This window comes from Arcanobacterium pluranimalium (assembly GCF_016907845.1).
GTDB classification, from domain to species: Bacteria; Actinomycetota; Actinomycetes; order Actinomycetales; family Actinomycetaceae; genus Arcanobacterium_A; species Arcanobacterium_A pluranimalium.
Map to the genome: position 1 here is coordinate 768,209 of NZ_JAFBCS010000001.1, position 25,485 is coordinate 793,693.

26 protein-coding genes and 1 tRNA gene are annotated in these 25,485 nt (G+C 52.3%); 10 read left to right on the top strand and 17 right to left on the bottom strand.

The genetic code is table 11. The features are described from left to right. Positions 1 to 100 precede the first annotated feature (100 nt). From eno to JOD55_RS03195, 4 genes are all read left to right on the top strand, one after another. The gene (gene eno / locus JOD55_RS03180) at positions 101 to 1,381 is read left to right on the top strand and encodes a phosphopyruvate hydratase (protein WP_204398593.1); all 1,281 of its coding nucleotides are present in this window, start codon (positions 101 to 103) and stop codon (positions 1,379 to 1,381) included. Between the two features lie 220 nt (positions 1,382 to 1,601). Then, positions 1,602 to 2,549: an FtsB family cell division protein gene (locus JOD55_RS03185; RefSeq protein WP_204398594.1), complete on the top strand. Its 948-nt coding sequence runs from the start codon at positions 1,602 to 1,604 to the stop codon at positions 2,547 to 2,549. Between the two features lie 45 nt (positions 2,550 to 2,594). Further along, complete coding sequence (locus JOD55_RS03190; protein ID WP_204398595.1) at positions 2,595 to 3,158, top strand: DUF501 domain-containing protein; 564 nt, start codon at positions 2,595 to 2,597, stop codon at positions 3,156 to 3,158. 79 nt (positions 3,159 to 3,237) lie between these two features. After that, positions 3,238 to 4,218 carry a Ppx/GppA phosphatase family protein gene (locus JOD55_RS03195; RefSeq protein WP_204398596.1) on the top strand — a complete coding sequence of 327 codons (981 nt, stop codon included), beginning with the start codon at positions 3,238 to 3,240 and terminating at the stop codon, positions 4,216 to 4,218. Positions 4,219 to 4,410: 192 nt separating this feature from the next. On the opposite strand, the gene JOD55_RS03200 is transcribed toward JOD55_RS03195, so the two are convergent. Then, entirely contained in the window at positions 4,411 to 5,142 is a 732-nt protein-coding gene (locus JOD55_RS03200) for a DUF5067 domain-containing protein (protein WP_204398597.1), read from the bottom strand. 162 nt (positions 5,143 to 5,304) lie between these two features. Next, on the bottom strand, positions 5,305 to 6,552 hold the full coding sequence (gene nhaA / locus JOD55_RS03205; protein WP_338022186.1) for a Na+/H+ antiporter NhaA: 1,248 nt from the start codon (positions 6,550 to 6,552) through the stop codon (positions 5,305 to 5,307). Positions 6,553 to 6,774: 222 nt separating this feature from the next. Here nhaA and JOD55_RS03210 point away from each other — a divergent pair. After that, positions 6,775 to 6,848 (top strand) — tRNA-Leu (locus tag JOD55_RS03210). Between the two features lie 119 nt (positions 6,849 to 6,967). On the opposite strand, the gene JOD55_RS03215 is transcribed toward JOD55_RS03210, so the two are convergent. From JOD55_RS03215 to JOD55_RS03240, 6 genes are all read right to left on the bottom strand, one after another. Continuing rightward, complete coding sequence (locus JOD55_RS03215) at positions 6,968 to 7,495, bottom strand: hypothetical protein (RefSeq protein WP_204398599.1); 528 nt, start codon at positions 7,493 to 7,495, stop codon at positions 6,968 to 6,970. Next, positions 7,492 to 8,187: a DUF3800 domain-containing protein gene (locus JOD55_RS03220; protein ID WP_204398600.1), complete on the bottom strand. Its 696-nt coding sequence runs from the start codon at positions 8,185 to 8,187 to the stop codon at positions 7,492 to 7,494. Before JOD55_RS03220 ends, JOD55_RS03215 begins: the two co-directional genes overlap by 4 nt. 209 nt (positions 8,188 to 8,396) lie before the next feature. Then, a complete protein-coding gene (locus JOD55_RS03225) occupies positions 8,397 to 9,128 on the bottom strand; it encodes a DUF4126 domain-containing protein (protein WP_204398601.1) in 732 nt (243 codons plus the stop codon). Between the two features lie 47 nt (positions 9,129 to 9,175). Beyond that, complete coding sequence (locus JOD55_RS03230; protein ID WP_204398602.1) at positions 9,176 to 9,676, bottom strand: DUF456 domain-containing protein; 501 nt, start codon at positions 9,674 to 9,676, stop codon at positions 9,176 to 9,178. Positions 9,677 to 9,926: 250 nt separating this feature from the next. Next, on the bottom strand, positions 9,927 to 10,712 hold the full coding sequence (locus JOD55_RS03235) for an ABC transporter permease subunit (protein WP_204398604.1): 786 nt from the start codon (positions 10,710 to 10,712) through the stop codon (positions 9,927 to 9,929). A 2-nt stretch (positions 10,713 to 10,714) separates the two neighbouring features. Beyond that, a complete protein-coding gene (locus JOD55_RS03240) occupies positions 10,715 to 11,797 on the bottom strand; it encodes an ATP-binding cassette domain-containing protein (protein WP_204398606.1) in 1,083 nt (360 codons plus the stop codon). Positions 11,798 to 12,180: 383 nt separating this feature from the next. Between JOD55_RS03240 and JOD55_RS03245 the strand changes: the two genes are divergently transcribed. Next, positions 12,181 to 13,029 carry a Bax inhibitor-1/YccA family protein gene (locus tag JOD55_RS03245; RefSeq protein ID WP_204398608.1) on the top strand — a complete coding sequence of 283 codons (849 nt, stop codon included), beginning with the start codon at positions 12,181 to 12,183 and terminating at the stop codon, positions 13,027 to 13,029. Positions 13,030 to 13,155: 126 nt separating this feature from the next. Here the strand turns inward: JOD55_RS03245 and JOD55_RS03250 are convergent, their stop codons facing one another. The 3 genes from JOD55_RS03250 to greA form a co-directional block, all read right to left on the bottom strand. Further along, positions 13,156 to 13,563 (bottom strand): FKBP-type peptidyl-prolyl cis-trans isomerase, encoded by a 408-nt coding sequence (locus JOD55_RS03250; RefSeq protein ID WP_204398610.1) that lies wholly within the window; start codon positions 13,561 to 13,563, stop codon positions 13,156 to 13,158. 182 nt (positions 13,564 to 13,745) lie between these two features. Further along, positions 13,746 to 14,429, bottom strand: a complete 684-nt coding sequence (gene msrA, locus JOD55_RS03255) for a peptide-methionine (S)-S-oxide reductase MsrA (protein ID WP_204398613.1) — start codon at positions 14,427 to 14,429, stop codon at positions 13,746 to 13,748. A 245-nt stretch (positions 14,430 to 14,674) separates the two neighbouring features. After that, positions 14,675 to 15,148 carry a transcription elongation factor GreA gene (greA, locus tag JOD55_RS03260; RefSeq protein ID WP_204398615.1) on the bottom strand — a complete coding sequence of 158 codons (474 nt, stop codon included), beginning with the start codon at positions 15,146 to 15,148 and terminating at the stop codon, positions 14,675 to 14,677. 196 nt (positions 15,149 to 15,344) lie between these two features. Between greA and mca the strand changes: the two genes are divergently transcribed. Next, positions 15,345 to 16,226, top strand: a complete 882-nt coding sequence (gene mca / locus JOD55_RS03265) for a mycothiol conjugate amidase Mca (protein ID WP_204398622.1) — start codon at positions 15,345 to 15,347, stop codon at positions 16,224 to 16,226. A gap of 89 nt (positions 16,227 to 16,315) precedes the next feature. Here mca and JOD55_RS03270 read toward each other — a convergent pair whose 3' ends face one another. Together JOD55_RS03270 and trhA are read right to left on the bottom strand one after the other, a co-directional pair. Then, positions 16,316 to 17,536: a PPK2 family polyphosphate kinase gene (locus tag JOD55_RS03270; protein ID WP_204398624.1), complete on the bottom strand. Its 1,221-nt coding sequence runs from the start codon at positions 17,534 to 17,536 to the stop codon at positions 16,316 to 16,318. Between the two features lie 107 nt (positions 17,537 to 17,643). Further along, a complete protein-coding gene (gene trhA, locus JOD55_RS03275) occupies positions 17,644 to 18,297 on the bottom strand; it encodes a PAQR family membrane homeostasis protein TrhA (RefSeq protein WP_204398625.1) in 654 nt (217 codons plus the stop codon). A 142-nt stretch (positions 18,298 to 18,439) separates the two neighbouring features. Between trhA and JOD55_RS03280 the strand changes: the two genes are divergently transcribed. Further along, the gene (locus JOD55_RS03280) at positions 18,440 to 19,201 is read left to right on the top strand and encodes an isoprenyl transferase (protein ID WP_204398627.1); all 762 of its coding nucleotides are present in this window, start codon (positions 18,440 to 18,442) and stop codon (positions 19,199 to 19,201) included. Between the two features lie 59 nt (positions 19,202 to 19,260). Here JOD55_RS03280 and JOD55_RS03285 read toward each other — a convergent pair whose 3' ends face one another. The 3 genes from JOD55_RS03285 to xseA are packed head-to-tail and all read right to left on the bottom strand — an operon-like array spanning position 19,261 to position 21,847. Beyond that, entirely contained in the window at positions 19,261 to 20,229 is a 969-nt protein-coding gene (locus tag JOD55_RS03285) for a carbohydrate kinase family protein (RefSeq protein WP_204398629.1), read from the bottom strand. Then, the gene (locus JOD55_RS03290; protein ID WP_204398631.1) at positions 20,226 to 20,525 is read right to left on the bottom strand and encodes an exodeoxyribonuclease VII small subunit; all 300 of its coding nucleotides are present in this window, start codon (positions 20,523 to 20,525) and stop codon (positions 20,226 to 20,228) included. The genes JOD55_RS03285 and JOD55_RS03290 overlap by 4 nt, the downstream gene beginning before the upstream one ends. Beyond that, entirely contained in the window at positions 20,522 to 21,847 is a 1,326-nt protein-coding gene (gene xseA / locus JOD55_RS03295; RefSeq protein ID WP_204398633.1) for an exodeoxyribonuclease VII large subunit, read from the bottom strand. Before xseA ends, JOD55_RS03290 begins: the two co-directional genes overlap by 4 nt. 391 nt (positions 21,848 to 22,238) lie before the next feature. On the opposite strand from xseA, the gene JOD55_RS03300 reads away from it, so the two are divergent. Together JOD55_RS03300 and JOD55_RS03305 are read left to right on the top strand one after the other, a co-directional pair. Then, positions 22,239 to 23,315: a 4-hydroxy-3-methylbut-2-enyl diphosphate reductase gene (locus JOD55_RS03300; RefSeq protein WP_239539079.1), complete on the top strand. Its 1,077-nt coding sequence runs from the start codon at positions 22,239 to 22,241 to the stop codon at positions 23,313 to 23,315. Between the two features lie 22 nt (positions 23,316 to 23,337). After that, positions 23,338 to 24,117, top strand: coding sequence for a DNA alkylation repair protein (locus tag JOD55_RS03305; RefSeq protein WP_239538952.1), 780 nt, complete (start codon positions 23,338 to 23,340; stop codon positions 24,115 to 24,117). Positions 24,118 to 24,216: 99 nt separating this feature from the next. Here the strand turns inward: JOD55_RS03305 and JOD55_RS03310 are convergent, their stop codons facing one another. Beyond that, a complete protein-coding gene (locus JOD55_RS03310; RefSeq protein ID WP_204398635.1) occupies positions 24,217 to 25,437 on the bottom strand; it encodes a DNA recombination protein RmuC in 1,221 nt (406 codons plus the stop codon). Between the last annotated feature and the right edge of the window lie 48 nt (positions 25,438 to 25,485).

A 25,485-nucleotide genomic window follows, 5' to 3' on the forward strand; every position in this document is an offset into this window, starting at 1 on the left:
TCCGATGCGGTTACGCATGCGGGTCAAACGTCCGAGTTCTCTCGCGGCAATCGCGGTAGAATACAAGTTGTCATGTATCCACCTTATAGAAGGAGTCCTTGTGGCAAATATTGAGGCCGTAGCCTCCCGTGAAATTCTCGATTCCCGTGGAAACCCAACCGTTGAGGTTGAAGTTCTGCTCGACGACGGCACATTTGCCCGCGCCGCAGTTCCTTCAGGCGCTTCCACCGGTGCGTTCGAAGCTGTTGAGCGTCGCGACGGCGATGACTCCCGTTACCTCGGTAAGGGCGTTCAGGACGCCGTAGAAGCTGTTACGGAAATTATTGAACCAGAGATCATCGGCTTTGCAGCTAATGATCAGCGTCTGCTTGACCAGACCCTCATTGACCTTGATGGTACCGCAAACAAGGGCAAGATCGGCGCAAACGCTATTCTCGGCGTCTCCCTTGCGGTTGCTAAGGCTGCTGCTGAATCTGCAGGTCTTCCACTCTACGCATACTTGGGTGGACCAAATGCTCACACCCTCCCAGTTCCAATGATGAACATCCTCAACGGTGGATCGCACGCTGATTCCAACGTTGACATCCAGGAGTTCATGATTGCTCCTATCGGCGCTCCAACTTTCAAAGAGTCGCTGCGCTGGGGTGCTGAGGTTTACCACGCTCTGAAGTCCGTGCTTAAGCAGCGCGGTCTTTCCACCGGCCTTGGCGATGAGGGTGGTTTCGCACCAAACCTCGATTCCAACGCTGCTGCTCTTGACCTCATCATTGAGGCTATTGAGAAGGCTGGTTTGGCTCCAGGTGCAGACGTTGCACTTGCTCTTGACGTTGCTTCCACCGAGTTCTTCAAGGACGCTGGCTACCAGTTCGAAGGTGGCATCAAGTCCACCGAAGAGATGGTTGCTTACTACGAGAAGCTCGTGGCTGATTACCCACTCGTTTCTATTGAGGATCCACTCTCCGAAGATGAGTGGGATGCTTGGGTAGCTCTCACTGCTCAGATCGGTGATCGCGTACAGCTCGTGGGCGACGATCTCTTTGTGACCAACCCAGAGCGCCTTGCTAAGGGCATCGAGATGGGTGCTGCTAACGCACTGCTCGTTAAGGTGAACCAGATTGGTACCTTGACCGAGACCCTCGAAGCTGTTGAGACCGCACACCGCGCTGGCTACAAGTCGATGACCTCGCACCGTTCGGGCGAAACCGAGGACGTTACAATTGCTGATCTTGCAGTTGCAACCAACTCTGGTCAGATCAAGACTGGCGCTCCTGCACGTGGCGAGCGTGTGAACAAGTACAACCAGCTTCTTCGCATTGAGGATGAGCTCGACGATGCAGCAGTATACGCTGGTCGTTCAGCATTCCCACGCTTCAAGAAGTGATGCTTTGAACTAGGTTTATAACCTAAGAGAGGGCGGGAGTTTTCCCGCCCTCTTTCTTATTGCCGGTAGAGGATCAGGTAGGTGAGCCAGTAGCCGTGCCAGTAGCCGTGCCAGTAGCCGTGCAGCCAGCGAGCCATTTACTCAATTAATTTTGAGAATGTTTGCCGGCTCACCAGGTTTGAATACACCACGTGTGCCAATAGCCCTTTAGACTAGTCCTATGAGTTCGCGCCCACCTGCACCACGTCGTTCACCGAAATCGGGGAACGATTCTTCAGCGCGCAATCCGCGTGCAGCTCAGCCAAATCGGGGTGCAGAGCCGACACCGAATACGCGGCTAGCGCGTGGCAAACAAACGTCTCGCAACACGCAGACGACGCGCCGTGCTCAAAGCCAGCCTGAAGCCCGAACTGGGAATAGTGCCCGTCCTACACGTGGCACGCGTCCAGTGCATGCTGAACGGCAAGCTCAAGACGTCCGTCCAGTACGCGGCCAGCAAGCGTCTGCGGCATCTGCTTGGAAGGCAGAGGCTCGCACACGCACAGTTCGCGGTGAACAGCCACCCGCGCGCTCACGAACCGCGCAGACCGCAAGTACACGCACTCGCGCAGCTCAGGCTGCAAACGCTCGCACCACGGAAGCCGTCTCCGAATCGAGTGGCACCACGTCGTCGTCGAAACGCCGCCGATCTGGGCGCGACTGGAACGTCGTTCTCTCGGGTTCGGAAAAAACGCGGCAATTTTCCTTGCGACTTGCTCTGGTGATCGCGACGGTGATGATCGGCGTCTTTCTGGTTTCTTCCCCGTTGCGCGGTTATATCGCTCAGCAGGAAGAAAAGCGCGAGTTGCTCTCGACTCTTGACCATCGAAAAGAGCGGGTGCAAGAGCTGGAGCAGCAGCTGGCGCTGTGGAACGACCCGCAGTATATTCAGTCGCAGGCAAGACAGCGGCTCGGCTACGTTCTTCCTGGTCAGACTCTTTACACCGTGGATCCGCAGGCGATAGCTGGTGCGCAACCAAAAGAGCAAGAACAGCTCGCTGAGCTCAATAAAGAACGGCGCGCGGCCACACCTTTCTACATGACGATGTGGGATTCAATCTCTATTGCTGGCCAGTCCGGCGCGGTAGATAACCCCTCAAACGTTCCCGTTATCAATAACAATAAGTAGCGCTTTGCTCAATTTCCCTGAGCTGATGCCATAAATGGAGATAAAATGACTGTTTCACAGAAGCGAGATATTAGTCTTGAATTGCTGCAAAAGATTGCGTGCAACGCTTCGCTCGTTGGCGGCAATGATCGGGAAATCCTCACTGAGCAGCTTGGACGCGATCCGCGCGGGCTGGTGGGAATCGGCGCCCGTTGTGCCTGCGGTGCTCCGGCGGTGACGATCACGTATCCGCGTCTGCCAGACGGTAGCCCGTTCCCAACGCTGTTTTACCTTTCGCTTCCGTCGCTGGTGAAGGAGATTTCGCGCATCGAAAGTGCAGGTGGCATGGCTCCTTTTAATGAACGTTTGCACAACGACGCCGATTTGCTCGCCTCCCATGAACAAGCGCACCAAAGCTATGTGGAGCGTCGCGATCTGCTTGAGGTGATCCCAGAACTCGGCGGTAAATCTGCTGGTGGTATGCCTGATCGTGTGAAGTGCCTGCATGCGTTGGCAGGATATGCGTTGGCGGTTGGGCGCGGAGTGTGCCCGATTGGCGACGAAGCGCTAGATATGGCGGGTTGGGATCCTGAGGTTTGCCGCTGCAAAGACGTAGCTGACGACGAATAATTTTGCTGTAGTCGAGGAATTTGAGGGTAGCGGTACTCGCCACGATTTTTGGCGGGAGGCGTGTGGCAAAGTAGTGGTTATGAGAGTTGCTGGAATTGATTGCGGAACGAATTCGATTCGTTTGCTGATTGCGGATACTGGTATACAGTCTCACGCAGGTGAATTAACAGATGTGGTACGCACGATGAAGGTTGTGCGGCTCGGTGCTGGAGTTGATCGTACCGGTGAATTTGACGCTACAGCTTTGGCGCGCACCTTGGATACAGTGAGCGAATACGCGCAGTTGTGTGCCGATCATGGCGTGGAATCGATTCGTTTTGCTGCTACATCGGCCACTCGCGACGCTCGTAACCGCGATGAGTTTATCGACGGCGTCGTGGCGCTTCTTGGTGTGGAGCCACAGGTGCTATCGGGGCAAGAGGAAGCAGCTACCAGTTTTGCGGGGGCGATTTCGGCTCGCGGATGTGAATCGGCGTCACCCTTGATTGCGGTCGATTTGGGCGGTGGCTCTACTGAGATCGCCTTGGGGACTGCTGATGGAAAGATTATTTCCGCATTTTCGATGGACGTCGGGTGCGTGCGTATGCACGAGCGGCATTTGCAAAGTGATCCGCTTCAGGAGCAACAGATCCAGGCGGCGCGTATTGATGTTCGTGATTGGCTTGATCGCGCCGAAGAAGTGGTTGATTTAGGTCAAGCACGAGCTGTGATTGGCTTGGCTGGTAGTGTTACCACGATTACGGCGTTGGCTCTTGGCCTTGATGAATATGATCCGAAGCGAATTCACGGGACGGCTTTAACGCTTGAAGAAACTGATCGTGCTTGTGAATGGTTCATCCGGTCTACTGCGCAAGAGCGTGAAAAACTTGGTTTTATGCACCCTGGCAGGGTGGATGTGATCAATGCGGGAGCCTTGGTTTGGCAAGAGGTTGTGCGGAGGATTGCTCAACGTATGGATGAAGCAGGGCATGTTCTTGAGCATGTGACCACCTCAGAGCACGATATTCTCGATGGCTTAGCACTGTGGGCTGCCACAAGCGTGCAGGCGCCAAAATACTAGGTGCAAATACTGAAACATTCTAGAGTGCACAATAAATGTGAATCGAGATGCTACTACGTTTGAAAATGCTTTGGGGTGTTTTCCTAACATAAAGAGTTAGGAAAACACCCCAAGGTGTGTGGACCAAAGAACTGTTACTTCGCTTCAAGTGACATTCCAGCCACGTAGCGATGCTTACATCGCGAAGTTGCTTTACTTAGGCATCACTTTCTGATCGATGAGCTTATCGTCGCTAAAGGAGAAAGTTGGCTTCACCTGAATCTGGACTTCGCTTTGATCCTTGAGCTTGTAAAGTACACCAACTTGGTGGTCAGCGCCTGGCTGAACGGAAGCCATCTGCTGCTCTCCAAGCCCAGGTTCCTTACCAATTGCAGATTCAAGTTCAACACCATTCTGGAAGGCCTTTGCGCGGAATTCTACGATGAAGGATGCTTCCTTGTCGGATAGGTTCTTCCATGCGTAGGTTACAAGAAGTGCAGGTGCACCTGAGTAATCTGTTGTTAACTTTGTGCCAGTAACGGAAATGCTGTACTTATTTTTACCAGAGTCGGAGCCTTTGTCTTTTGCGGCGTCCGAAGATTTGTCGTTTGTGGTCGATTCAGACTTGGCAACGTTGGTGGGGCGTGACTCTTCAATTGCCTTATCAACAGCTTTGGTGAAGACGACATTCGAGAAAATTGCGATCACTATGGAAAGTACACAAAGAACCACGCCGACAATTGTCATTCCTTTGCCGTGTGCACGACCCTTTTTAATATTCGACAAGCCGACAAGGCCTAAGATGAGACCGATGATAGCCAGAATTATTGAGCCAATATTGAGAACAGGGATAAATGATCCGAGGATAGCGATAATTCCAAGGACTAAACTGGCGATGCCAAATCCGGCACTTGTTGGCTTAGCTCCTGGAGCTGGATAATTCATCGCGGGGGGGTGATCCCTCCTTGCTCATAGTTTTCCGACATTATTGCCCTTTCTATGCGTATGAGTTAAATAATGCAGTATTATTACATCACTAATATCTGCGGTGGCGCAACGCAATATGTCATTTGGGACAACTATTGAACCATCGTCGTCGAAGGCTTGTTAGTCGCTCGGACTCATCGACGTATGGATTTCAGTGCGCACAGCATACCGGTTACGCCACTTCGAACGCGCCGCGAGCACCGCGCCACCGACGATAGCCGAGAGAAGCGTGCCTACAAGCACGGCGATACGCGAATGTGGCTCGTGGGGGTCGCTGGCAGGGAATGAAAGCGTGGCGATGAGCAGCGAAACTGTAAAACCAATTCCTGCCACGAGCGAGACGGGCAAAATGTCAAGCATGTTGACGCCACGTCCGAGCTTGAGTTTAAACAATTTCACCATGATAAATACACCGCCGCTGATGCCGAGCATCTTTCCGAGCGGCAGACCAAGGTAAATTCCCATCGCCACTGGATCAACGATCATCTCCCGGAATCCGCCGGTATCTACCACATTCACACCAGATGCGAAGAAAGCGAAGATAGGGAGGATGAATCCCGCCGAGTAAAACTCGATTTTTGATGCGAAGTGATGGGTGAGTGACTCGCGCTCAGATTTGCGCTGGATAGCAGGCACAACCATACCTAATGCCACGCCGGCAATGGTTGCATGCACACCGGAAAGGTGCATGAGATACCAGGCGAGTATGCCCAGCGGCCACAAAAGATACGCCTTGGTAATGCGCTTTTGAACGAGAAATCCGAAGAGTGCGATAACTGCCACAGCGAGCGCTAAGGCAATAAAATTCAAGCTCCCAGCGAAGAATACCGCAATGAGCACGATGCCGAGGAGGTCGTCAACCACGGCGAGCGTCATTAAAAATGTACGAATGGCTGGTGGCAGACCCTTGCCAAAAAGCCCGAGTACTGCGAGGGCAAATGCAATATCGGTGGCTACCGGCACAGCCCAACCGCCATAATTGCCCGAGCCAGTGATAAGTTGAATGAGCACGTAAACGAGGATTGGTCCGATCATTCCGCAGACGGCGGCAAGGATCGGAACGAGAGCACGACGTACGTCGCGTAGTGAGCCAGTTGTGAACTCTTCTTTGAGTTCGAGGCCGACGACGAAGAAAAAGATCGCCAAGAGGCCGTCAGCTGCCCATTCTGCCAGGCTGAGGTTAAGGTGAATCGCTGAAATACCCACGGTAGTTTCGGAGATTGTGGCATAAGCTTCGCGCACTGCGCCACTAGGGAAGTTTGCCCAGATCAACGCGATCGCTGCCGCTAGAATTAACATCAAACCAGCGAAAGTTTCGCTGTGGAGAGCTCTGCGGTAGCGTCCGATGAGAGTTGGTCGTTTAGACACAGTTATATTCTCACTTCCGTATTGTGACGTGTATTCGTGCGCTGAATGAAAATAGTAAAGGCGAGTTTAACATTTCCATACTTAACTAAGAAGTAACTCTAGTATCTTTTGCGGCAAACTTGTAAGTTCGCTAACGAATGAGACGAAATGCGAATATTTTGCGATGTCTCGATTTCTCTCAGCAAGGAATTCGTGAGTACACTTGTACAGTGTGAATTGCACGCCCCCGTAGCCCAATCGGCAGAGGCAGCAGACTTAAAATCTGTTCAGTGTGGGTTCGAGTCCCACCGGGGGCACTCAGAGTCATTAATAATTTGAGGTTGAGTTTATTCTCATAACTCGTAAGACTTTTGAAATTTGATGATAAACTGACGTTAGCTCATCAACCAAGTGTTGAAAGAGTATCTGGAGCCGTTCACTTAGTGGGCGGCTCTTGCTTTTTCCAATACGTATCATGGTCTTTTTGAAGTTTTCTGCGTCGATGTTGGTGTTCGGCGTAGTATGCCGTCACTAGTAAGGCATAAGATAAACGCTCTTCGATCACAACAACGTAGTCATAATCCGGACGCGTAATGATATAGCGGGGATTGGAACTACGTTTGGTATCTATCCACCACCGAATTTGTTCTTCTTGAGGAAAATCCTTATTAAACAATTCGACGAGGATCCGGATCCAGCGAATCCTTATGCAACGCGGAAACTCTACTTGACGGAGGGATTCAATAGGGGATCCACCCGTAATAATGTGTGAGAAAACGGCGTGGCGGCCAGCGACTGTGGGGTGTTTTCGGAAGCTAACTTTGCTACTACTACTTTTCCAGTACAAGGGCTGCAGTACCAGATCGTTGAGAAATACCTGATAAAGCTCTTCGATGTATTCATCAAGACTTGATGAATCGGGGTCATAAGATGGTTCGATTGGGAAGTGACTTTTTTGCGTCATGCTTGCGCTCGCCATCGAAAGACGTTTAGTTTTGTTTCTGAAAGGAGCGTAGTTCTTGTTAAAGAGATACCTGAGCGCTCGCGAATCCGTTCAATTAGCTTTAGTTTTGCTGCGCTCGTTTCGTCCCCGCGGTTTGCATAATTAATTGCGCCGATGAGCAAGTCAGCAAGCTGTAATAACCCTACGTGGTGAGACTCCACAATTTGTATACGACGGATATTGTGACGGTCGAAGTCGTATTCTGAGTTTGCGATAACAGATCGAAGTTGTTCGATTTTTTCTGACCCGTTAGTATCCTTTTTGTCAAAGTATATGAAAGCTTCTTCTTGAGCTGGTAATACGTTCTTGACGAGGTAAAACATCATTTTGTAGTACCAGTCGTCGTGCGTTTGGTTGAAACGTTCGTGGTCGAGCGTGTCCTTAGGCGCCACAATTGCCCGGAAACTTAGATCGTCGTTATCGAAGAAGTAGTCAATAACATCTAGGTAAAAATCTAATTTCGCAGGAGACACTTTGGTCCATTTGAGTTCAAAATCCGGACGAATATTGTGTCGAATACGAATTTCTCTCAATCGCACAGCAACGTTCCTACATAGATCTGAAGGACATGTGATCGCTCCAAGAACCATAAACGGCTTGCCATCGTTTGGCAGGTGGGTGCTTTCGTCGCAGTAAATGTTTAGTGAAGACAAGCTTTACCACCTTTGATCAGATATTTCGTACTTAGTATGCCAGCTATGCCGTTTTAGCAATGTCGCTTACGAAAGTCCTGGCGTTGAATGCTGTTTTCTAGTTTAACAATTTGCTATGTAAGTGTAAGGATTGCGCGTGAGTCGAGTTCTCCGAAAGCAATATTTAACCGGAAAGGAAAGTAATAAATCACTGCGCAAGCTACCTTGTATTAATCTTCAATTTCTCCTTCGAGAATCTCGCCATGACCTGCGGCGTCGTCGTGAATCACAGCTTCGCCGTCAATGACGCGCGGATCGGAAGTGTACGGATCGGAAGTGTACGGATCAGAAGTATTCGGATCAGAAGTATGCGAGCGCGCAGCCCCAGACCGTCGTCGGCGCGCTACGAACCTCAGAATCTTCCACAGCGCAAAGAGCAGCACAGCCAAAATCACCAGCACCAACACTGGCAAGAAAATCGCGATAAGCGACATCGTAAATGACGTGCCATCCTCCACGGTCGAAACCACCGGCGCGCCAATTCCGAGGGTGGAAACGTTGATTATCGGACGGCTGAGCATTTTCCCGGCGTGCACGATAGCAGCGGTGAGTCCGCCCAGCACAACGCTGATCCAGGGATTATTTGCCAACAGCGAGGAGTTTTCCTCAACTTGCTGTGCGGCGGCGGTAGCGGCAAAGATAAGGCCGCCAGTAGCTGGGCGAATGGCACTTCCTGCTACGTCGTTGATGAAGTCAACGGCAGGTATTTTGTCGAGCACGGTTTCAAACAGAAGCAGTAATACGCCAATTCCAATCGCCCACGGCGACTCGATCCACGAAAATTGCGAGGGGAGCGTGAACACCTCGGTATAACGTGAGATCAGTGCAACGATGAGAAAAGGGATGTACGCATTGAGTCCCGCCGCAGCTGAGAGTCCTACACTTGTTAATACTGCCAACATATTCGGTCCTTTTTATTACGATGCCGTGGTTCGGTGAATCTCGAAGATCAGTTTCCAAAGAAGTAAATCAGGCAAGATATTGCAAAAACGATTGCGGAAGTAAAAGCCATTCCCAATTCAATGAGTATTCCGACGCCGAGGGACTTGAGGGCGAGCCATGTGGACGACGCCGCGCGCACGCCGTCGCCCTGCCTGCGCATTTCGGCTAGAAACAGCCCCACGGCGAAACCAATAAATATTCCGAGAACCGGGATTGCAAAGAAGCCGATGATTGCTCCGAACACGCCGCACAGAATGGACGAGTTTGGAACTTGCGCCGCTTTAAGCCGTTTGCCTGTTAAAACATAGCTCGCAGTGATTCCAATCGCGCTGAACAGAGCCACGAGGCCAAAAGTAATCCAGCCGGCACTCCCGCCCACGACCAGCGCCCACACAAAAGTGGCCGCCACGATCAGGGCAGTTCCAGGCAGAACCGGCACGATAATTCCTGCTATCGCCACGCCATAGGCAACTACTGCCAAAATCGTGGTGATGATATCGATGTACATTGCGTCAATTTATCATGAGCTATTTATCGAGAGCCTGCTTGCCCGCTACGGGCGAAACAAACGTTGCATATAGGGGAGCAACGTCGGTGCGCGGGGTTGTGTGGAGCTTTGGTTCTCGTCGTCGCATGTGTCCTAACGTGCGCAAGCAACCGACGTCGCACCCAAGTTAACTGAGTACGACGCCGATCGCTGTGGTTTCATTTGCGAGGCTTGCGGATTCTTACGAATGCGAGTTACCCAACGAGGTGCCTCATACGTCCGACTTCGCGAATCGAACCAGTCCGGTGAGAAGCACAACAAGTGAGTAGAGCACAAAGATTCCTAATGCTCCTGCTTGGTTGTACGGCACGCTTGTTTCGGTTGCTCCCGGCATCATGAGTGAGCCGTTCATCGCGTATTGCGCCAGATTTCCTGGCAAATAGTAGACGAGCGTCTTTTGGAAGAAGTCGAGGGGGATGAGGGTGAGTAGACCGAGGAACTGCAAGACGATCACGCCGGCTGTGATGCCGCCAGCAGTTGAGCGAAGAAAGTAGCCGAAACCGAGTCCCATCACCGCGACTCCCACGCACAGTCCAAGAAATGCGCAGATAGGGCCGATGTCTTGGGTGGAGAAGCTGATAGGCGTTTTGCTCAGGAGAGTACACGTCATGAGAGCCGCTGCAAGAACGATTGCCAACAAGAGCGAGTACGCAACTACTGCCAGGAATTTGGCGAAAAATGCGCGCGTGCGCCGGGGGTCGGAGAGGACGGTGGTGCGCATCGTGTTGTGTGAATACTCTGCCGACACCGCAGCCACTGCGATCACCAGGAAAAATATTGCGCTCAAGCCCCAAGTTCCGAAGATAACCTTCGAGTCAAGCGGAATGTTCGCCAAACGGACAATTGCGATAACGGGCGCACAGCTAAGGGCGATCACCAATAGCGACGTGATTTTAGTAAGTTTTGCCGACCATAGCTTGTAGAACTCGGAGTTTACCGAGCGCAAAAGATTGACCGGATGTGCCGTCGTTCGTGTAATTTGCGCAGTCGAAGTCATTATTAGTTCTCCATCTTGTTTGAGACGAACGAGGTAGCAGAGGGTGCGGTGGACGATGGTGACGACACCGGCGTCGTTCCGTGCGTGGTAGCGCCACCTGCTGCGTGCGCGCTTCCCGACGGGTGAGCGGCTTCCGATACGTGGGCGCCTCCTGGTATGTGGGCGTTGTCGACGCGGTATTCGCCCTCGCTTTCGGTGAGTTCCATGAAGATGTCTTCCAAAGAGGAGAAGCTCTCGGAGAGTTCATGTACCTCGATGTTGTTTTCATACATGAGATGGCCGATGTGTGCGCGGTCGCTACCAGTGATTTCTACTGTGGGAGCAGCGGAATTTGCGCGGCTGTCGTTCACAACATGCGTAATATGTGCCGTTTTCAGTGCTTCGAGAATGGCGGAGAGATTCGGGCCGGAAAGGTGAATTGTGCGCTTTGATGAAGCCTCGGTGAAGTTCTGAATCGGGCCAGAAGCAATGAGTTTGCCGCGGCCGATGATCACGAGGTCGTCGGCGGTGAGAGCCATTTCACTCATGAGGTGGGAGGAGACTAGTACTGTGCGCCCTTCTGCGGCGAAGTTGCGCATGAGCTGGCGAATCCAACGCACGCCGTCGGGATCAAGACCGTTGACGGGTTCGTCGAGGATGAGGAATTCTGGGTCAGCGAGGAGTGCGACGGCGATTCCGAGACGTTGCCCCATACCCAAAGAGAAGCCTTTGAGCTTCTTTTTCGCCACGGATTCAATGCCGGTAAGCTCGAGAACTTCGTTCACGCGAGCCTGTGAAATTCCGTGAGTTTTTGCGATGATTGATAGGTGCTGCCGTGCTGAAAGACCTGGGTGGAAGGCTTTTCCGTCCAAGAGAGCGCCAACTGTTGAGAGTGGTGAGTCGAGTTTGGTGTATTCCACCCCGTTAAAACGCGCGACTCCTTCGGTGGGTCGATCAAGGCCGAGCATGCAGCGCATCGTGGTTGATTTGCCAGAGCCGTTGGGGCCGAGGAATCCAGTCACGCTGCCTGAGCGCACAGTAAATGACAGGTCATCAACTGCTTTTTTCTTTCCATACGTTTTGGATAGGTGTTCAACTGTTATCACAGTGTGCTCCTGAATTGGGGATATTTATTGTGATACGGCATGTGAAAGCCGTAGTGCCGTGGCAGAAGATTTGCAGTTAGCCGCTGGTGACCCTTCCATGAGTAATTCCAGCCGCTCGAATGCAAACCTTCTGCCTATTTATATTCTATGCGTGCTTCAATGCTTGCCGGTATCCTCCTCAGGGATGAATTTTTTAGTGGGCTTCCTGAATTTCTTGTAAAATTCCTCAGGGTTTTTCCCTGACAGCTGGGATATTACAAGGGAATCGGGCTTGCGATGTTCACTGAGAGTGGATTTGGGTGGAGTCGTGTTTGCTGCGCTATTGCGGCTAGAATAAAGGTAGAAATCGAGGGCATTCCTTGATAGACAGTAGGAGGTCTACGTTGAGTAATCCAGTAATGGATCGGAATCCATACTTCAAGCAGTCGGCGCAGCGCCCGAACCAGTTCCCAAATCAGTATCCGCAGGCTACACAGTATGCTGAGGACTATTCGCAGCAGTACTCGCCGCAAGGTTATGTTGATGCGCAGGCGCAGAGCTACTCGCCTTATGCTGACGCGGATCGAATGACTTATGCAGATGCGATGAATAAGACTGCCCTTTTGCTTGGCACGACTATTTTCGCTGGCGTGTTGGCAATTCTTTTCTTCCCGATAACCGCGATGCCGATGCTTGCCATTGGTGGGTCATTGGTAGCTTTTGGAATCGGTATGTTTATCGCTTTCCAGCCGATGGTGAAGCCTGGGATGGCGATTGCTTACGCCGCAATCGAAGGAATCGCGTTAGGTTCCCTTACTCGTTACCTGGACTATTTCTTGCCAGGTGTTGCCCTCCAAGCAATTTTGGCTACGGCCGTGATTGTGGCCGTTACGCTTGGCTTGCATTACTCTGGCGCGATTCGTACGACGCCGCGTGGACGCAAGATTGTTTTGATCGTTGCGCTTGGTGGAATTCTTTTCGGGTTCATCAATATGGGTCTTATGCTCTTCACTCGGACGAATCTCCGTACTGATGGTGCTTTTGGTGGAATGCCACTGGGCGTCATCATTGGTGTGGTGATGCTGTTCGTAGCTGCGTACTTCCTCATTGCTGATTTTGAGGCAGTACAAGATGCAATCAATAACGGTGCTCCGGCACAGTTTGCATGGACGTGCGCTATTGGCATCGTCATGACGATCCTGTGGATCTACGTAGAGGTTCTGCGAATCGTTGCTATTTTGGCTGATCGATAGAACTAAATTCATTGACTGTGCCGCAGGCGAGTTGGCATAAAAGCTAAATTCTGCGGTGACTAGATGTGGTTGTGGGTGGCTTGGACATCGTCCAAGCCACCCACAACTGCGTCACGCATGGATGATTCAGCGGGCGCCTAAAATGTCCACCACAAATACCAGCACATCAGTACCTGAAATACCCGCACGTGGATTGCCATTCTTGCCATATCCCTTGACTGGTGGAACCGAGATCAGCAAACGAGAGCCTACCTGCTTACCAACAATTGCCTGATCCCAACCTTGGATAACCATTCCAACTCCGATAGGGAACCGAGTTGGCTCGCCTCGGAAATAAGACGAATCGAAAATATCGCCGTTCCAGATCTGGCCGTGATAGTTTACTTCGATCTCTTGACCAGCCATTACGACTGGTCCGTTGCCTTGCTCAAGCACCTCGACCCGCAGACCCTTTGGTGCCTCAACATCGGCAGGAAACGTCAATTCTGGAGTTTCACCAAAAGAACCGGACACACTTGGAAGAACTACATTCATTCTTATACCTTTCATCGCATATTCGTCTTAAGTCTACTGGGTTCGCCGAATCAACGAAAACGCCGCATAACAGTGCTGTAAATGAGGCCTGTATGAGGTTGCCCTCGCGCTTTTATCTCACTCAACACGTCTACCGCAGCAAGCATTATCGCTGACCAGCACTTTTGATCAGTGGCTCTCTATCACTGACTCTCGCTCGCCAAAGGTCCACTTCCCGGTAGCGGGCATGCCATGCCTGATTTCGTGTGGCACCTATAGCCGTTCGGATTTTTGTAAAGATACTGCTGGTGGTCGTCCTCAGCCAGGTAGAACGGGTAATCTTGGGCATCCAAAATCTCTGTCACGATCTTCGCGTCTTGCCCATGTGCTTCTTGCAACACAGCTTCGTACGACGTCAACATGGCCTGTGCAAGCTCGCGCTGCTGCGGCGTCGTCATGAAAATCGCGGAGCGATACTGCGTGCCGACGTCGTTTCCCTGGCGGTTGTGTGTGGTGGGATCGTGGCATTCGAAAAACGTTTTGAGGATTTGTGCAGTGCTTACTTGGTTTTCATTGAAGACGACGCGCACCGTTTCGGTGTGTCCGGTCTGCCCGGTACAAACCTCTTGGTAAGTGGGATTTGGTGTATATCCGCCCATAAATCCCACGCTTGTGCTCACTACCCCCGGAATCTTCCAGTAGATCTCCTCCACGCCCCAATAACACCCCGCTGCAAGGTATAGCAGTGACTGCTCAGAATTAGGCTCGGCAAGTAGGTCACTTCCCAGCACCAGATGAGGTTGAGGGTGCGTCAGCACTGGTGTTGCACGGCCGGGCAAGGCCTCGTCTTTTGAAACCATCGTGGGTTCGGGGCGGAAAATAAACACGTCTCTCTCCTCAAATTAGTCACAATTCGTTTCAGCTAGCAGCACTCGGCGTGTGCCAAAAACCGCTGTCTAAAAACCACTGGCCAGAACCGTCAGTTTAAACCAGCAGTAAAAGCTGCCAACTGAAACTAACAGCATAAACCACCAGCTTAAAACGCAGCTAAAACCAGTGTGCCGGAAAATAGAAGAACGGGCGTATTCCGCCACTCGAAATACGCCCGCAGCTGAGAATAGTCAGCAATAACTTAAAGTGTTTCGATCTTGAGAACTTTCACGGCGAACTCCTTGCCATTGGGAGCTACGTATGAAGTCTCATCGCCTACTTTAAGACCCATAATTGCCGAGCCGAGCGGTGCAGATTCTGGATACACATCAATATCAAGATCTGGCGCGGCCTCGCGTGAACCCAAAAGGAAGTGCTTCTCGGTGTCGTTAACTTTTGCTGTGATAACGAGCCCAGGAGCTACTGCCTCAAGCGATGTGGGAGCTTCGCCCACTTCAGCATTCTCAAGCAGGTAGGTCAATTCCTGGATTCGACCTTCCATCTTGGACTGTTCCTCACGCGCAGCTTGGTATCCACCATTCTCACGAAGATCGCCTTCAGAACGAGCAGCTTCGATGCGCTCGGCGATTTCAGTGCGTCCGGTGGTCTTGAGTCTCTCAAGCTCAGCAGACAAACGATCAAAGCTCTCTTGGGAAAGCCATGTTGCATCAGCCATGTGAGTTCTCCTACTTCTCTTAGTGACTGTTAGCCGGTGAGAATTTGCAACGACTAACAAAAAACATGCCCAGCGGCATGTGAGGTGTCAAAGGCATACCCTACCACCAAGCCTACGTGTGAACAAAGCGTCATTCTGATATTAAATATTCAACTATGTGTTAATCTGGGCATGCCCAACTATCTGAGAGGAACACATGCCTATTGAAGAGCGCCGTTTGATGGCAGTTCACGCACACCCAGACGATGAATCATCGAAAGGTGCAGGCATGATGGCAAAATACGCCACAGCGGGCCGCGTGCGCGTTGTTACTTTAACTGGTGGCGAACGCGGAGACATCCTTAATCCACAGCTGCTCGAACGGGCCGATATTAAAGCAAATATTGGCGATGTGCGCAGAAGCGAAATGCGTGCCGCCGCTCAGGCGTTGGGAGTTGAGCACGTGTGGCTCGGCTTTGTTGACTCAGGCTTGCCCGAGGGGGATCCACTCCCGCCGCTGCCCGAGGGAAGCTTCGCCGCCATAGACATTGACGAGCCGGTGCGTCGTCTGACCAAAGAAATACGCGATTTTCGCCCACAAGTGGTGACAACTTACGACGAAACTGGTGGATATCCTCATCCGGATCATATTCGCACCCACGAAGTGACGATGGCAGCTGTGAAAGCAGCAGCTGATCCAACTTTTCACCCTGAACTCGGGCAGTCGTGGCAGGTGGCAAAGGTCTATTACGATGTGACTTTCACATTGGAGCGATTGACGCGTTTTCACGAAGCCATGCTCGAAAATGGCATTGAGAGTCCGTTCGGGTCGTGGATCGAGCGCCGATCCGAGCAGGCGGAAAAGCATATTGACGCACGTATTCGCGTGGATGAGTTTTTCCCTCAGCGCGACGCCGCACTCCTCGCTCACGCCACCCAGATCGATCCGGAGGGCTTCTTTTTCGCCATGCCGCGTGATCTCGAAGCGCAAATATGGCCTTGGGAAGAGTTTACGCTCGGGTTCAGTGTGGTTGGAGATCCAGACGACGTCGAAGCCGACCTTTTCGCCCGCGTTCCGGGCGTCGAGCCATTAGTTTGAAGACATATTGATATTGGCTAAGTTCGGTATTCCCAATACTTAGCCAATATCCTCTGTTTGACGAGCTATTTAATCAGTGAGCTATTTGCTCACTTTTTCTTGCCCTTTTTGGACTTGCCGTCTTTCTTCTTCTTTTTCTTGCCGTCTTTGTCCTCTTTGCGATCGGATTTCTTTTTATCGGCTTTTTCCGGCTTCTCCGCCTTCGACTTTTTGCTCTTCTTGTCCGGCGTGGGCGTATTTGTGCTGGACGTAGCGCTATTATCCGCGGCAGCGGCGTCGTCCCTAACAGCCTCGCCAGGCTTCGCGCCGCTGTTACCTGCTGCGTCGTCGTCGGCAGCTTCTACCTCAGCAGAAAACTCCGCGAGATCCTCTGAAACCTCGGATGCCAAACCGTCGAGAGCTTTGGTGACGCGCTCGTTTTCGGCGTCGTCCATCGTTTCATTCAGACGACGCAACTGCACATCCTCAATCCAACGCGGCTTAGGCCAATCGAGGTCGAGGTCGATCAGTGCCTGCACTAGCAGCTCCGTGATGGCCAAGCGCGCATACCACTTGTTATCTGCAGGGATAACGTACCAAGGAGCCCACTCGGTGGAGGTCTGCGCAAAAACGTCCTGATAAGCCTGCTGGTATTCGTCCCATTTTTGCCGCGTATCGATATCGCTCGGATTATACTTCCACTTTTTATCTGGGCGCACAATGCGCTCGGCAAGGCGAACTGCCTGCTCTTCGTGTGAAACCATGAGCGCCACTTTGATAATCGTGACGCCGTCGTCCACCAATTTCTTCTCGAAGCGGTTGATCTCGCCGTAGCGCTTGCGCCAAACCGGTTCCTCAACGATCTTCTCAACGCGCTGGACGAGCACATCTTCGTAATGCGAGCGGTCGAAAAGTCCGATTCTGCCGGGTTTTGGTAGCGCGCGGCGAATTCGCCACAAGAAATGGTGCGAGGCTTCTTCTTTTGTTGGCACACCAAAGGAGGCGAGGGCTACGCCTTGCGGATCAACCATGCCGAGCACGTGACGGGCAACCCCGCCTTTCCCGGCTGTGTCGAGGCCTTGTACCACGAGTAGAACGCGCCGCTGATCGCCATACTTACCAGCTGCAAAGAGACGTTCTTGCAGCTCCGACATTAACTCGCCACGCTTGGCCATGAAGTCTTCTGCGGAGTCTTTATCGAGAGTCCATCCTGGGGTGCTGGATCGATCAAAGTCGTCCAAAATGAAGTCTTCGCCCACTTGTAATGCCTGGCGAGGAGATTGCGCCCACTGTGAGGTTGAAGAATTAGGTTTTCCGCTCTTTTTAGCCATTATTTCTCCCTTCGATAGCTAAAAAATATCACAAGAGAGTGAGACGTGCAGCACAAGAAACCGACGCAGCGAAGCTGTGACAACCCGAGGCGGTGAAGCTACGGGCCTCACCAAACTGTGCTGAGCGCGAGCCACACGGCAACCGCATGGCAGGCGTATCCAGCAACAGTGCCCAAGTGGAAAAATTCGTGAAAACCAAAATGCAACGGCCAAGGATTGGGCCAGCGGAATGCATAACAGATTGCGCCTATCGTATAGGCAAGTCCGCCTGCGAGAAGCAGCCACACGATCGCCGGGCCGCCAGAATTCCAAAAATCAGGTAAGAACCACACTGCCACCCAGCCAAGCAGGATATATAGCAGCACATATAGCCAGCGTGGAGCATTTAGCCAGAAGATATGCATGAGAATGCCTAACGCTGAGCCAATCCACACAATTGAAAGCACGAGTTTCGCACGGCCAGGTTCAAGGAGCATGACCGATAGCGGGGTATAAGTGCCGGCAATGAGCAGGAAAATATTGGCGTGATCCATTCGGCGTAAGATGGCTTTCGTTTTCGGTTGCCAGTTGCCGATATGATAGAGCGCTGAGCCGCCAAAAAGAGCCAAAGCTGCCAGGCCATAAACAATAAACGACGTGGCTACAGCGGTATTGGGAGAAAAACACAGCAAAACGATCGAGTTTGCCACTGCGAGCGGAGCAGTGCATAAATGGATCCACCCGCGAGTGCGAGTTTTCTGGATCATATCGTTTCGGCTCATAAAGCTCCTCAGCAGGTAAAAGAAAAATATCAGAGGTTTATATCCTCTTTCTTTTAACACTACCGCAGTGACGCGTGATGTTTCCTTTCAATTCGCAAGGTATGCTTAAGTACACCTGATGTGAGAATCGCAAGGAGGCTCAATGCGGATTCCTAGTTTTCTCTATGCGCTCTACGAAAGGCGTTTGCGCAAGCAGCTTTCAGACGCACAGATACCGCACCATGTGGGAATTATCTTGGATGGAAATCGTCGTTGGGCCAAAGCGCTCGGTGTAGCAGCTGCTAGTGGGCACAAACGAGGTGCCGACCACGTCAGCGAAGTACTGGGATGGTGCGAAGAATCCGGCATCGGCATCGTCACGCTATGGATGCTTTCGACTGAAAACTTGGCGCGCGCTCAAGAAGAACTTGACGATTTGCTGGACATCATCGTGCGTTTAGTGGAAAGTTTGGCACAAACGAAGCGTTGGAAACTGCGGGTGATCGGAGATATGAGCCTTCTTCCCGACGCCGCTGCCTCGCGTATCTTACAAGCTGCAGAACGCAGTGCAAACGTTGATGGCGTGACTGTGAATGTGGCAATTGGCTACGGTGGACGCCAAGAAATAACTCAAGCAATGCGTGATTACCTGCTTGAATGTGAATCACGTGGCGCGACGTTGAGCGAGGTTGCTCAAAACCTCACGACGGCAGATATTACGAATCATATGTATACGCGCGGGCAACCCGATCCTGACCTGATCATTCGCACCTCAGGCGAACAGCGCATGAGCGGGTTTATGCTCTGGCAAACCGTGCATACCGAGTTTTTCTTTTGCGAGACGTATTGGCCAGATTTCCGCCGCACTGACTTCTTGCGCGCTTTGCGTGATTTCTCCCGGCGCGAGCGCCGCCGAGGAAAATAGTTTTACGCACGCAAAGTGATTGGTCACGCGTAGAACAGAGGGCTGGTGCTCCTAGAATCCTAAAGCCCGGCGAGAGAGTACTTCTCCGATTGTGCAGAAATCTCCTGGCGATTTGGAGGATTCGCTCCGCGGCGAGTGACGGTAATGCTAGCTGCGGTTGCTGCATAGTAGCCGAGAGTCGTGAGCATAGTCTTTGAAAGACCGCGAATCGCATCGACTTCCTCACGGCCGAGGACGGAGAGTCGCCCAAGTCCATCAATGAGTGCCGACATCAGAGAATCCCCAGCTCCCACGGTATCCACGACGTCCACTTTCACAGCTGGAACCGTTACACGATGTTCTTTGGTGTAGAGGTGAAGTCCTGCACCGCCGTCGGTAATCACAACCAAGGCGACGCCTGCGTTGAGCACCGCGTCCACGGCGACGTCGAGATCCAAATCTTCGTACAGGAACTCAAGGTCTTCTTTGCTTGCCTTGAAAACGTCTACATACTCAAGCATGGATTCAACTTCGCCGCGTAGCTTCTCAGCTGGCCCAACGACGTCGAGACGCACGTTCGGATCGTAGGAGATCGTAGACTTTTGCCGATAGAACTTGATCCACTCTTTTACGGCTGCCGCGCCCGGTTCAAGGTGAGCGCCAATGGAACCAATATGAACCAGTCGCGGTGCACATTCAAGCAGGTCAGCCTGTTCGTGCTCGTCGCTCGGTGGCATCGGGTAGTCCGAATGAAGTTCAAAGGTGTAGCTCGCTGAGCCATCCGCACCGAGATGTGCGTGTGCGAGCGAAGTTGGCTCCGACGTGACTGAGCCATTGACTAAACGCACGCGATCCGCGGCGCAATGCTCGACGATGGAGTCGCCAGCGGCGTCGTCGCCAATTCTGGTGAGCAGGGACGTGTCGCGACCCAAACGTGCTAAACCAATTGCCACGTTCATCGGAGATCCTCCGGGGCGACGATCGATTTCTGCGCCTGCTTGATTGTAGAAGATGTCGATAAGGGCTTCACCAATTACGAGGATCGTCATTGTTCGTTCTCCGGATCTTGAGAATTAGCTGCTGATTCAAGGGATGGTGAGTCAACAGAAGACTGGGCTTTGCGTGTTAGTTCTTGGGCTCGGGCGAGGCGGGCACGTGCTCCATCGAGCCAGGCTTCACAGCGTCGGGCCAGGGCTTCACCGAGTTCCCACAGCGTAAGTGATTCTTCGAGCGGGATATTTCCCTGCTCAAGGCGCGCCACAATATCTACGAGCTTAGAGCGCGCCTCTTCATAGGAGAGCGCTGCGACTTTTTTGTCGAGTTCAGCGGGGCTGAGATCTGTCATTGTGCATCTCCTATCTGTGATTTCTTGGGGTGGGGATTCTGCTGGTGCAGACTCGCGATTTCGGTTGTCTTTTCTTTTCCTGTTACCACAAGGTGGATCGTGCCATCGGCGAGCCGAGCATCGAGCTGCGTTTGTGGGGGCGCATCAGTGGTTTGACGCACCAATGAGCCATCGGACTTTAGAAGAATAGTGTATCCACGTTTCAAGGTAGATTGTGGGGATAAAGTCCGCAAACGTGCCACTGAAGCATCTAATTCCGCACGTTTTTCGGAAATGTTGCGTTCAAAAAATATGTGTTTGAGGTTGACAAGGTTGTGAAGCTCTTCTGCTCGCACGTCGAGCATGCGTTCAGGGTGGGCGAAGGTCGGATTGCTGCGTAGCTGAGAGACCTGCTGGTTTGCCAGATTTAGCTGGTTGTCTAGGCTAAGACGTCCGCGTCGGATTGTTTCACGCAGCGAGTTTCTTTCTTCGACGACGTCGGGCACGATTTTTCGCGCTGCATCAGTTGGCGTCGAGGCGCGAAAGTCGGCGACGTAATCGAGCAAGGGATTGTCTGTTTCGTGACCGATTGCGGAGACGACGGGTGTGTGAGCTGCAGCGACGCCACGTATTAGACGCTCGTCGGAGAACGGTAAAAGATCTTCAACCGAACCGCCGCCGCGGGCGAAAACGATCACATCGACGTCGGGAATCGAATCGAGTTCGGCCAGGGCTGGGAGCATAGCTTCTACGGATCCGTTGCCCTGAACCTGCACTTCCCGGATCTCAAAATCGACGTCCGCCCAGCGTGCAGTAGCATTGACGACGACGTCGTGTTTCGCTTTGGTGTTGCGGCCACAGATCAGGCCGATTTTCCGAGGTAAGAAGGGTAAGGGCTGCTTGCGCTGTGGAGAGAAAAGGCCCTCGGCCGCGAGACGATTCTTCAATTGCTCGATTCGTGCCAGAATGTCGCCAATGCCCACTGCGCGTACTTCGTCGGCATGAAGCGTGAGTGATCCGTTTCCTGTCCAAAAGTCCGGTTTGGCACAGATAATTACCCGCGAGCCTTGATCGATACCTTCGGGAAGATTGTGGGTGAAGATTTTGACGTTGATCGAGACTTTTTCTTCGAGGTCGGCGAGGGTGAAGTACTGAAGTTTGGCATTGGGGCGGCGCACGAGCGTAATGATTTCGCCCTCGACCCACAGGCGAGACATCTTCTGCACGTATTCTGCTATTTTTGCTGATAGCAGACGCAGCGGCCAGGGGTGTTCCGGCGTGGTTTGCGCTGCTAGTTGCGGTAAATGTGGCGGGATAGCGCTAGGGGCTTTGTTGGTGGACACACTCTAGTTTTGCACGATGTGGCAAGCTTTGGGGAGTGGAACTGCGAAATTTGTGGCACGTGTGACGTACCGTGTGGTTTTGACCGGTTGGTTGTGCGCGGCATCAAGTATTTGAACTACGATCTAATTAGGACGAATGACAGGCTTCGATGAGCGTGTCCAACTCACGTTCTCAAAGAGACGCAGCTCAAATAACGCTTGATCGAGGCTCGGTCAAAATTTGAAAAGCGCGCGATGAAATGAGGAAACTTTGGCGCAACAGTTGAACGACGTATCTAGCGCGGCAGCTCACAACACGTCATGTGTTGAGCAGGACGAATCTGTGCAGAGTGTTAATGAAGCTCAGGGGGTTAAAGGTACGCAGGCTGTTAGAGATAGCCGGGCTATTTCTTTGGCGGGAGCTTCAGCGTTTCCTGCGGACGTTCCCTCGGAGCCGTCGTCGGAGGGAAAGAAAATACTGCTTGCGACGCCGCGTGGTTACTGTGCCGGAGTGGATCGAGCTGTAGACGCAGTTGAGAAAGCGCTTGAGTTGTATGGCGCTCCTGTGTATGTGCGCAAAGAGATCGTACACAATAAATTTGTGGTGGAAACTCTCACTGAGCGGGGCGCGATTTTTGTACATGACACTGATGAGGTGCCTGAAGGTGCGCGCGTCGTATTTTCTGCGCATGGAGTGTCGCCTGCGGTGCACGAGCAGGCTGCGCAGCGTTCGTTATTCACGATTGACGCGACGTGTCCGCTGGTAACTAAAGTACATAAGCAGGCGGTGCGCTTTGCTGATGAAGACTTCGATATTTTACTTATTGGACATGAGGGGCATGAAGAGGTGGAGGGCACCCAAGGGGAAGCTCCCGAGCATATTCAGGTTGTGAATGGCCCGGAGGACGTTGCTGCAGTTCAGGTGCGTGATCCGAATCGTGTGGTGTGGATTTCACAGACGACGCTTTCGGTGGACGAGACGCTGAAAACTGTGGAGTTGCTTCGTGAGCGTTTCCCGAATCTGATCGATCCACCCTCGGACGATATTTGTTACGCGACGCAGAACCGACAGGGGGCTGTGAAAGCGATGGCGCCGCAGTCTGATGTGGTGATTGTGGTGGGTTCGGCGAATTCTTCGAATTCGGTGCGCTTGGTGGAAGTTGCTTTGGAAGCTGGAGCTGGCGCTGCTTATCGCGTTGACAAGGCGAGTGAAGTGTGTGCCGATTGGTTTGCGAATGCCAAGACGGTGGGAGTGACGTCCGGAGCTTCTGTGCCTGAGATTTTGGTGCGTGATGTTGTGGACGTTTTGAAGGCTGCTGGTTTTACCGAAGTGGAGAATGTTGCAACTGCGCAAGAGGACGTGCGTTTTTCTTTGCCGAAGAATCTGCGGGCTGATTTAAAAGCGACTGGCGCTGAGGTGGATCGCCCTCACAAAGCGCGCGATAAGAACGCAAAGATTTCGAATGCGCGCGCTAATCGTTCGATGTGATTAGGTGTGATTAGGGGCGAGTATGAGTATGGATGATTTGCGTGCTGGTGCGCTTAGTTCACCTTTTGATGCGCTAGACGGCGTGGTGGCACAGACGCCGATTGATCCAGTTTTCGCTGGTGAGGCGTTTGATACCTCGATGGACGGTGCGCTTCTAGTTGCGCAGTTGATGGCTGCTGCAGATCGTGAAAATGCGATTGGTATGCAGAAATATATGCGTGACCAGTTCGCTTTTCTTGGTGTGAAAACTCCTGAGCGCAAGGCTATCTCGAAGCCATTTTTCAAAGTGGCACGGCGCGATCCTCATGCGGACTGGAGTTTTATTTCGATGTGCTGGGCTTTGCCGCAACGCGAATTCCAGTACGTGGCTGCTGATTATCTGCGCCAGGTGTCGCATCTGTTGGGGCTGGCTGATTTGCCACGGATAAAGACGCTGGTTGAATCGAAATCCTGGTGGGATACTGTTGATGCCTTGCATCGAATTGTTGGTGACATTGTGCGCAAGGATGCGCAGGCCAAAGACGTAATGCTCGCTTGGGCTGAGGATTCGAATTTCTGGACTCGTCGAATTGCGATTGATCACCAGCTGCATTTTCGGGAGGATACCGATACTGAACTGTTTGAACAGATTTTGGTGAAGAATTTGCCGGGTACAGAATTTGGTGATGAGTTCTTTATCCAAAAAGCAATCGGCTGGTCGCTGCGTGAATACTCCAAGACTAATCCGAGTTGGGTAGCTGCATTCTTAGATAAGCACTCGGCCGCGGCGCTCACGCGCCGCGAAGCGAGCAAGTACTTGTGATTCACGAAAGATCTTGTACTTGTGATTCACGAAAGATCTTGTGAGCCGCAAAGCTTTTGTGATTCGCAAGGTGTTCGTGAGCTGGGAAGCTTTTGTAATTCACGCAAGCTCTTTCGGGAGGCGGATTGTGGTGTCACTTGTAGCTAATTGTGCTGGTGGTGGCGCTATTTCAAGGGCTTGGGTATCAAGTGAATCGAATTTACGAGCAGTGACCAGCACGCGCGATTCGAGTGAAGCTATAGCTTTGTTGTAGCTATCGACCGAGCTTCCGAGTGATTTCCCAAGTGATCCCAGGTGTTTGACCACGGTATTGAGTCGTTCTACGAGCGTGCGACCCAGATTGACTATCTCACGTGCTTCTTCGGATGCCGCAGCGGATGACCACACGGAAGCTACAGCGCGGAGCAATGCCAGTAGTGAACTAGGCGAGGTGGGGACGATACCCGTACGCAGCGCAGATTCAAGCAAAGCTGCGTCTGCTTCGAGTGCTTCGGCCAGGAGACCTTCGGATGGTAAAAACATGACAGTGATTTGCGGGGAATCGGGAAAATCGCCGGGATAATTGCGTTTTACCAGGGCTTGTATATGACTTTGTACTGCCTTTGCGTGCTTTTTGAGCAGTTCATTGCGCTCTTGTGCTCCTGCTAGTTGTGATGTATCGATTTCTTGTGCGCGTAAGAACGCGTCCATGGGCGTTTTTGCGTCGATAGCGATATGCCCACCTCCAGGAAGATGAATGATGGCATCTGGGCGCAGTCGAGATTTTTCTGCCGGAGCCGCAGCCGCACTGCTTGATGCAGGGAAAGCGAATTTCGCTGAGGTGGTCTGCACGTCAAAATCGACGCGTTCAAGCATTCCAGCAGCTTCAACGAGCCGCTTTAGCTGCACTTCGCCCCAGTTTCCCCGGGCCGACGTTGAACGTAAAGCCGCATTGAGAGAAGCCGTGGTGTGTGAAAGCTCAGCTTGCACCCGCGCGTCGTTCTGAAGATGAGTGAGCACTTGTGTGTTGTGCGCAATCGTGCGTTGATCTAGGCGCTGGACTTGCTGGTTTACATCGTCAAGTTGCTTCACGATAGGGGAGAGCACCTGCAAGATCGAAGAATCTTCACCAAAACGTTCGATGAGTTCAGTATTTTCGGTTTCTAATCGCTCGAGCTTGCCGGAAGTGATGAGGAGTTGCTCGCGTGAAGCCGAGAGCTGCTGGGACAGCTCCGACTCGCGACTTCGTGCCCGACTGTGAGCGAAGCTATAGCCGCCGAGCCCGCCAGCTATAGCTGTGAGCAGTAAAAGTAGCATAAGAACAGGAATGTTGATCGTCATGGTTTCAGTCTAGTTTGTGCCTCCTGCCAAAAATGGTGTCCGGTTGGA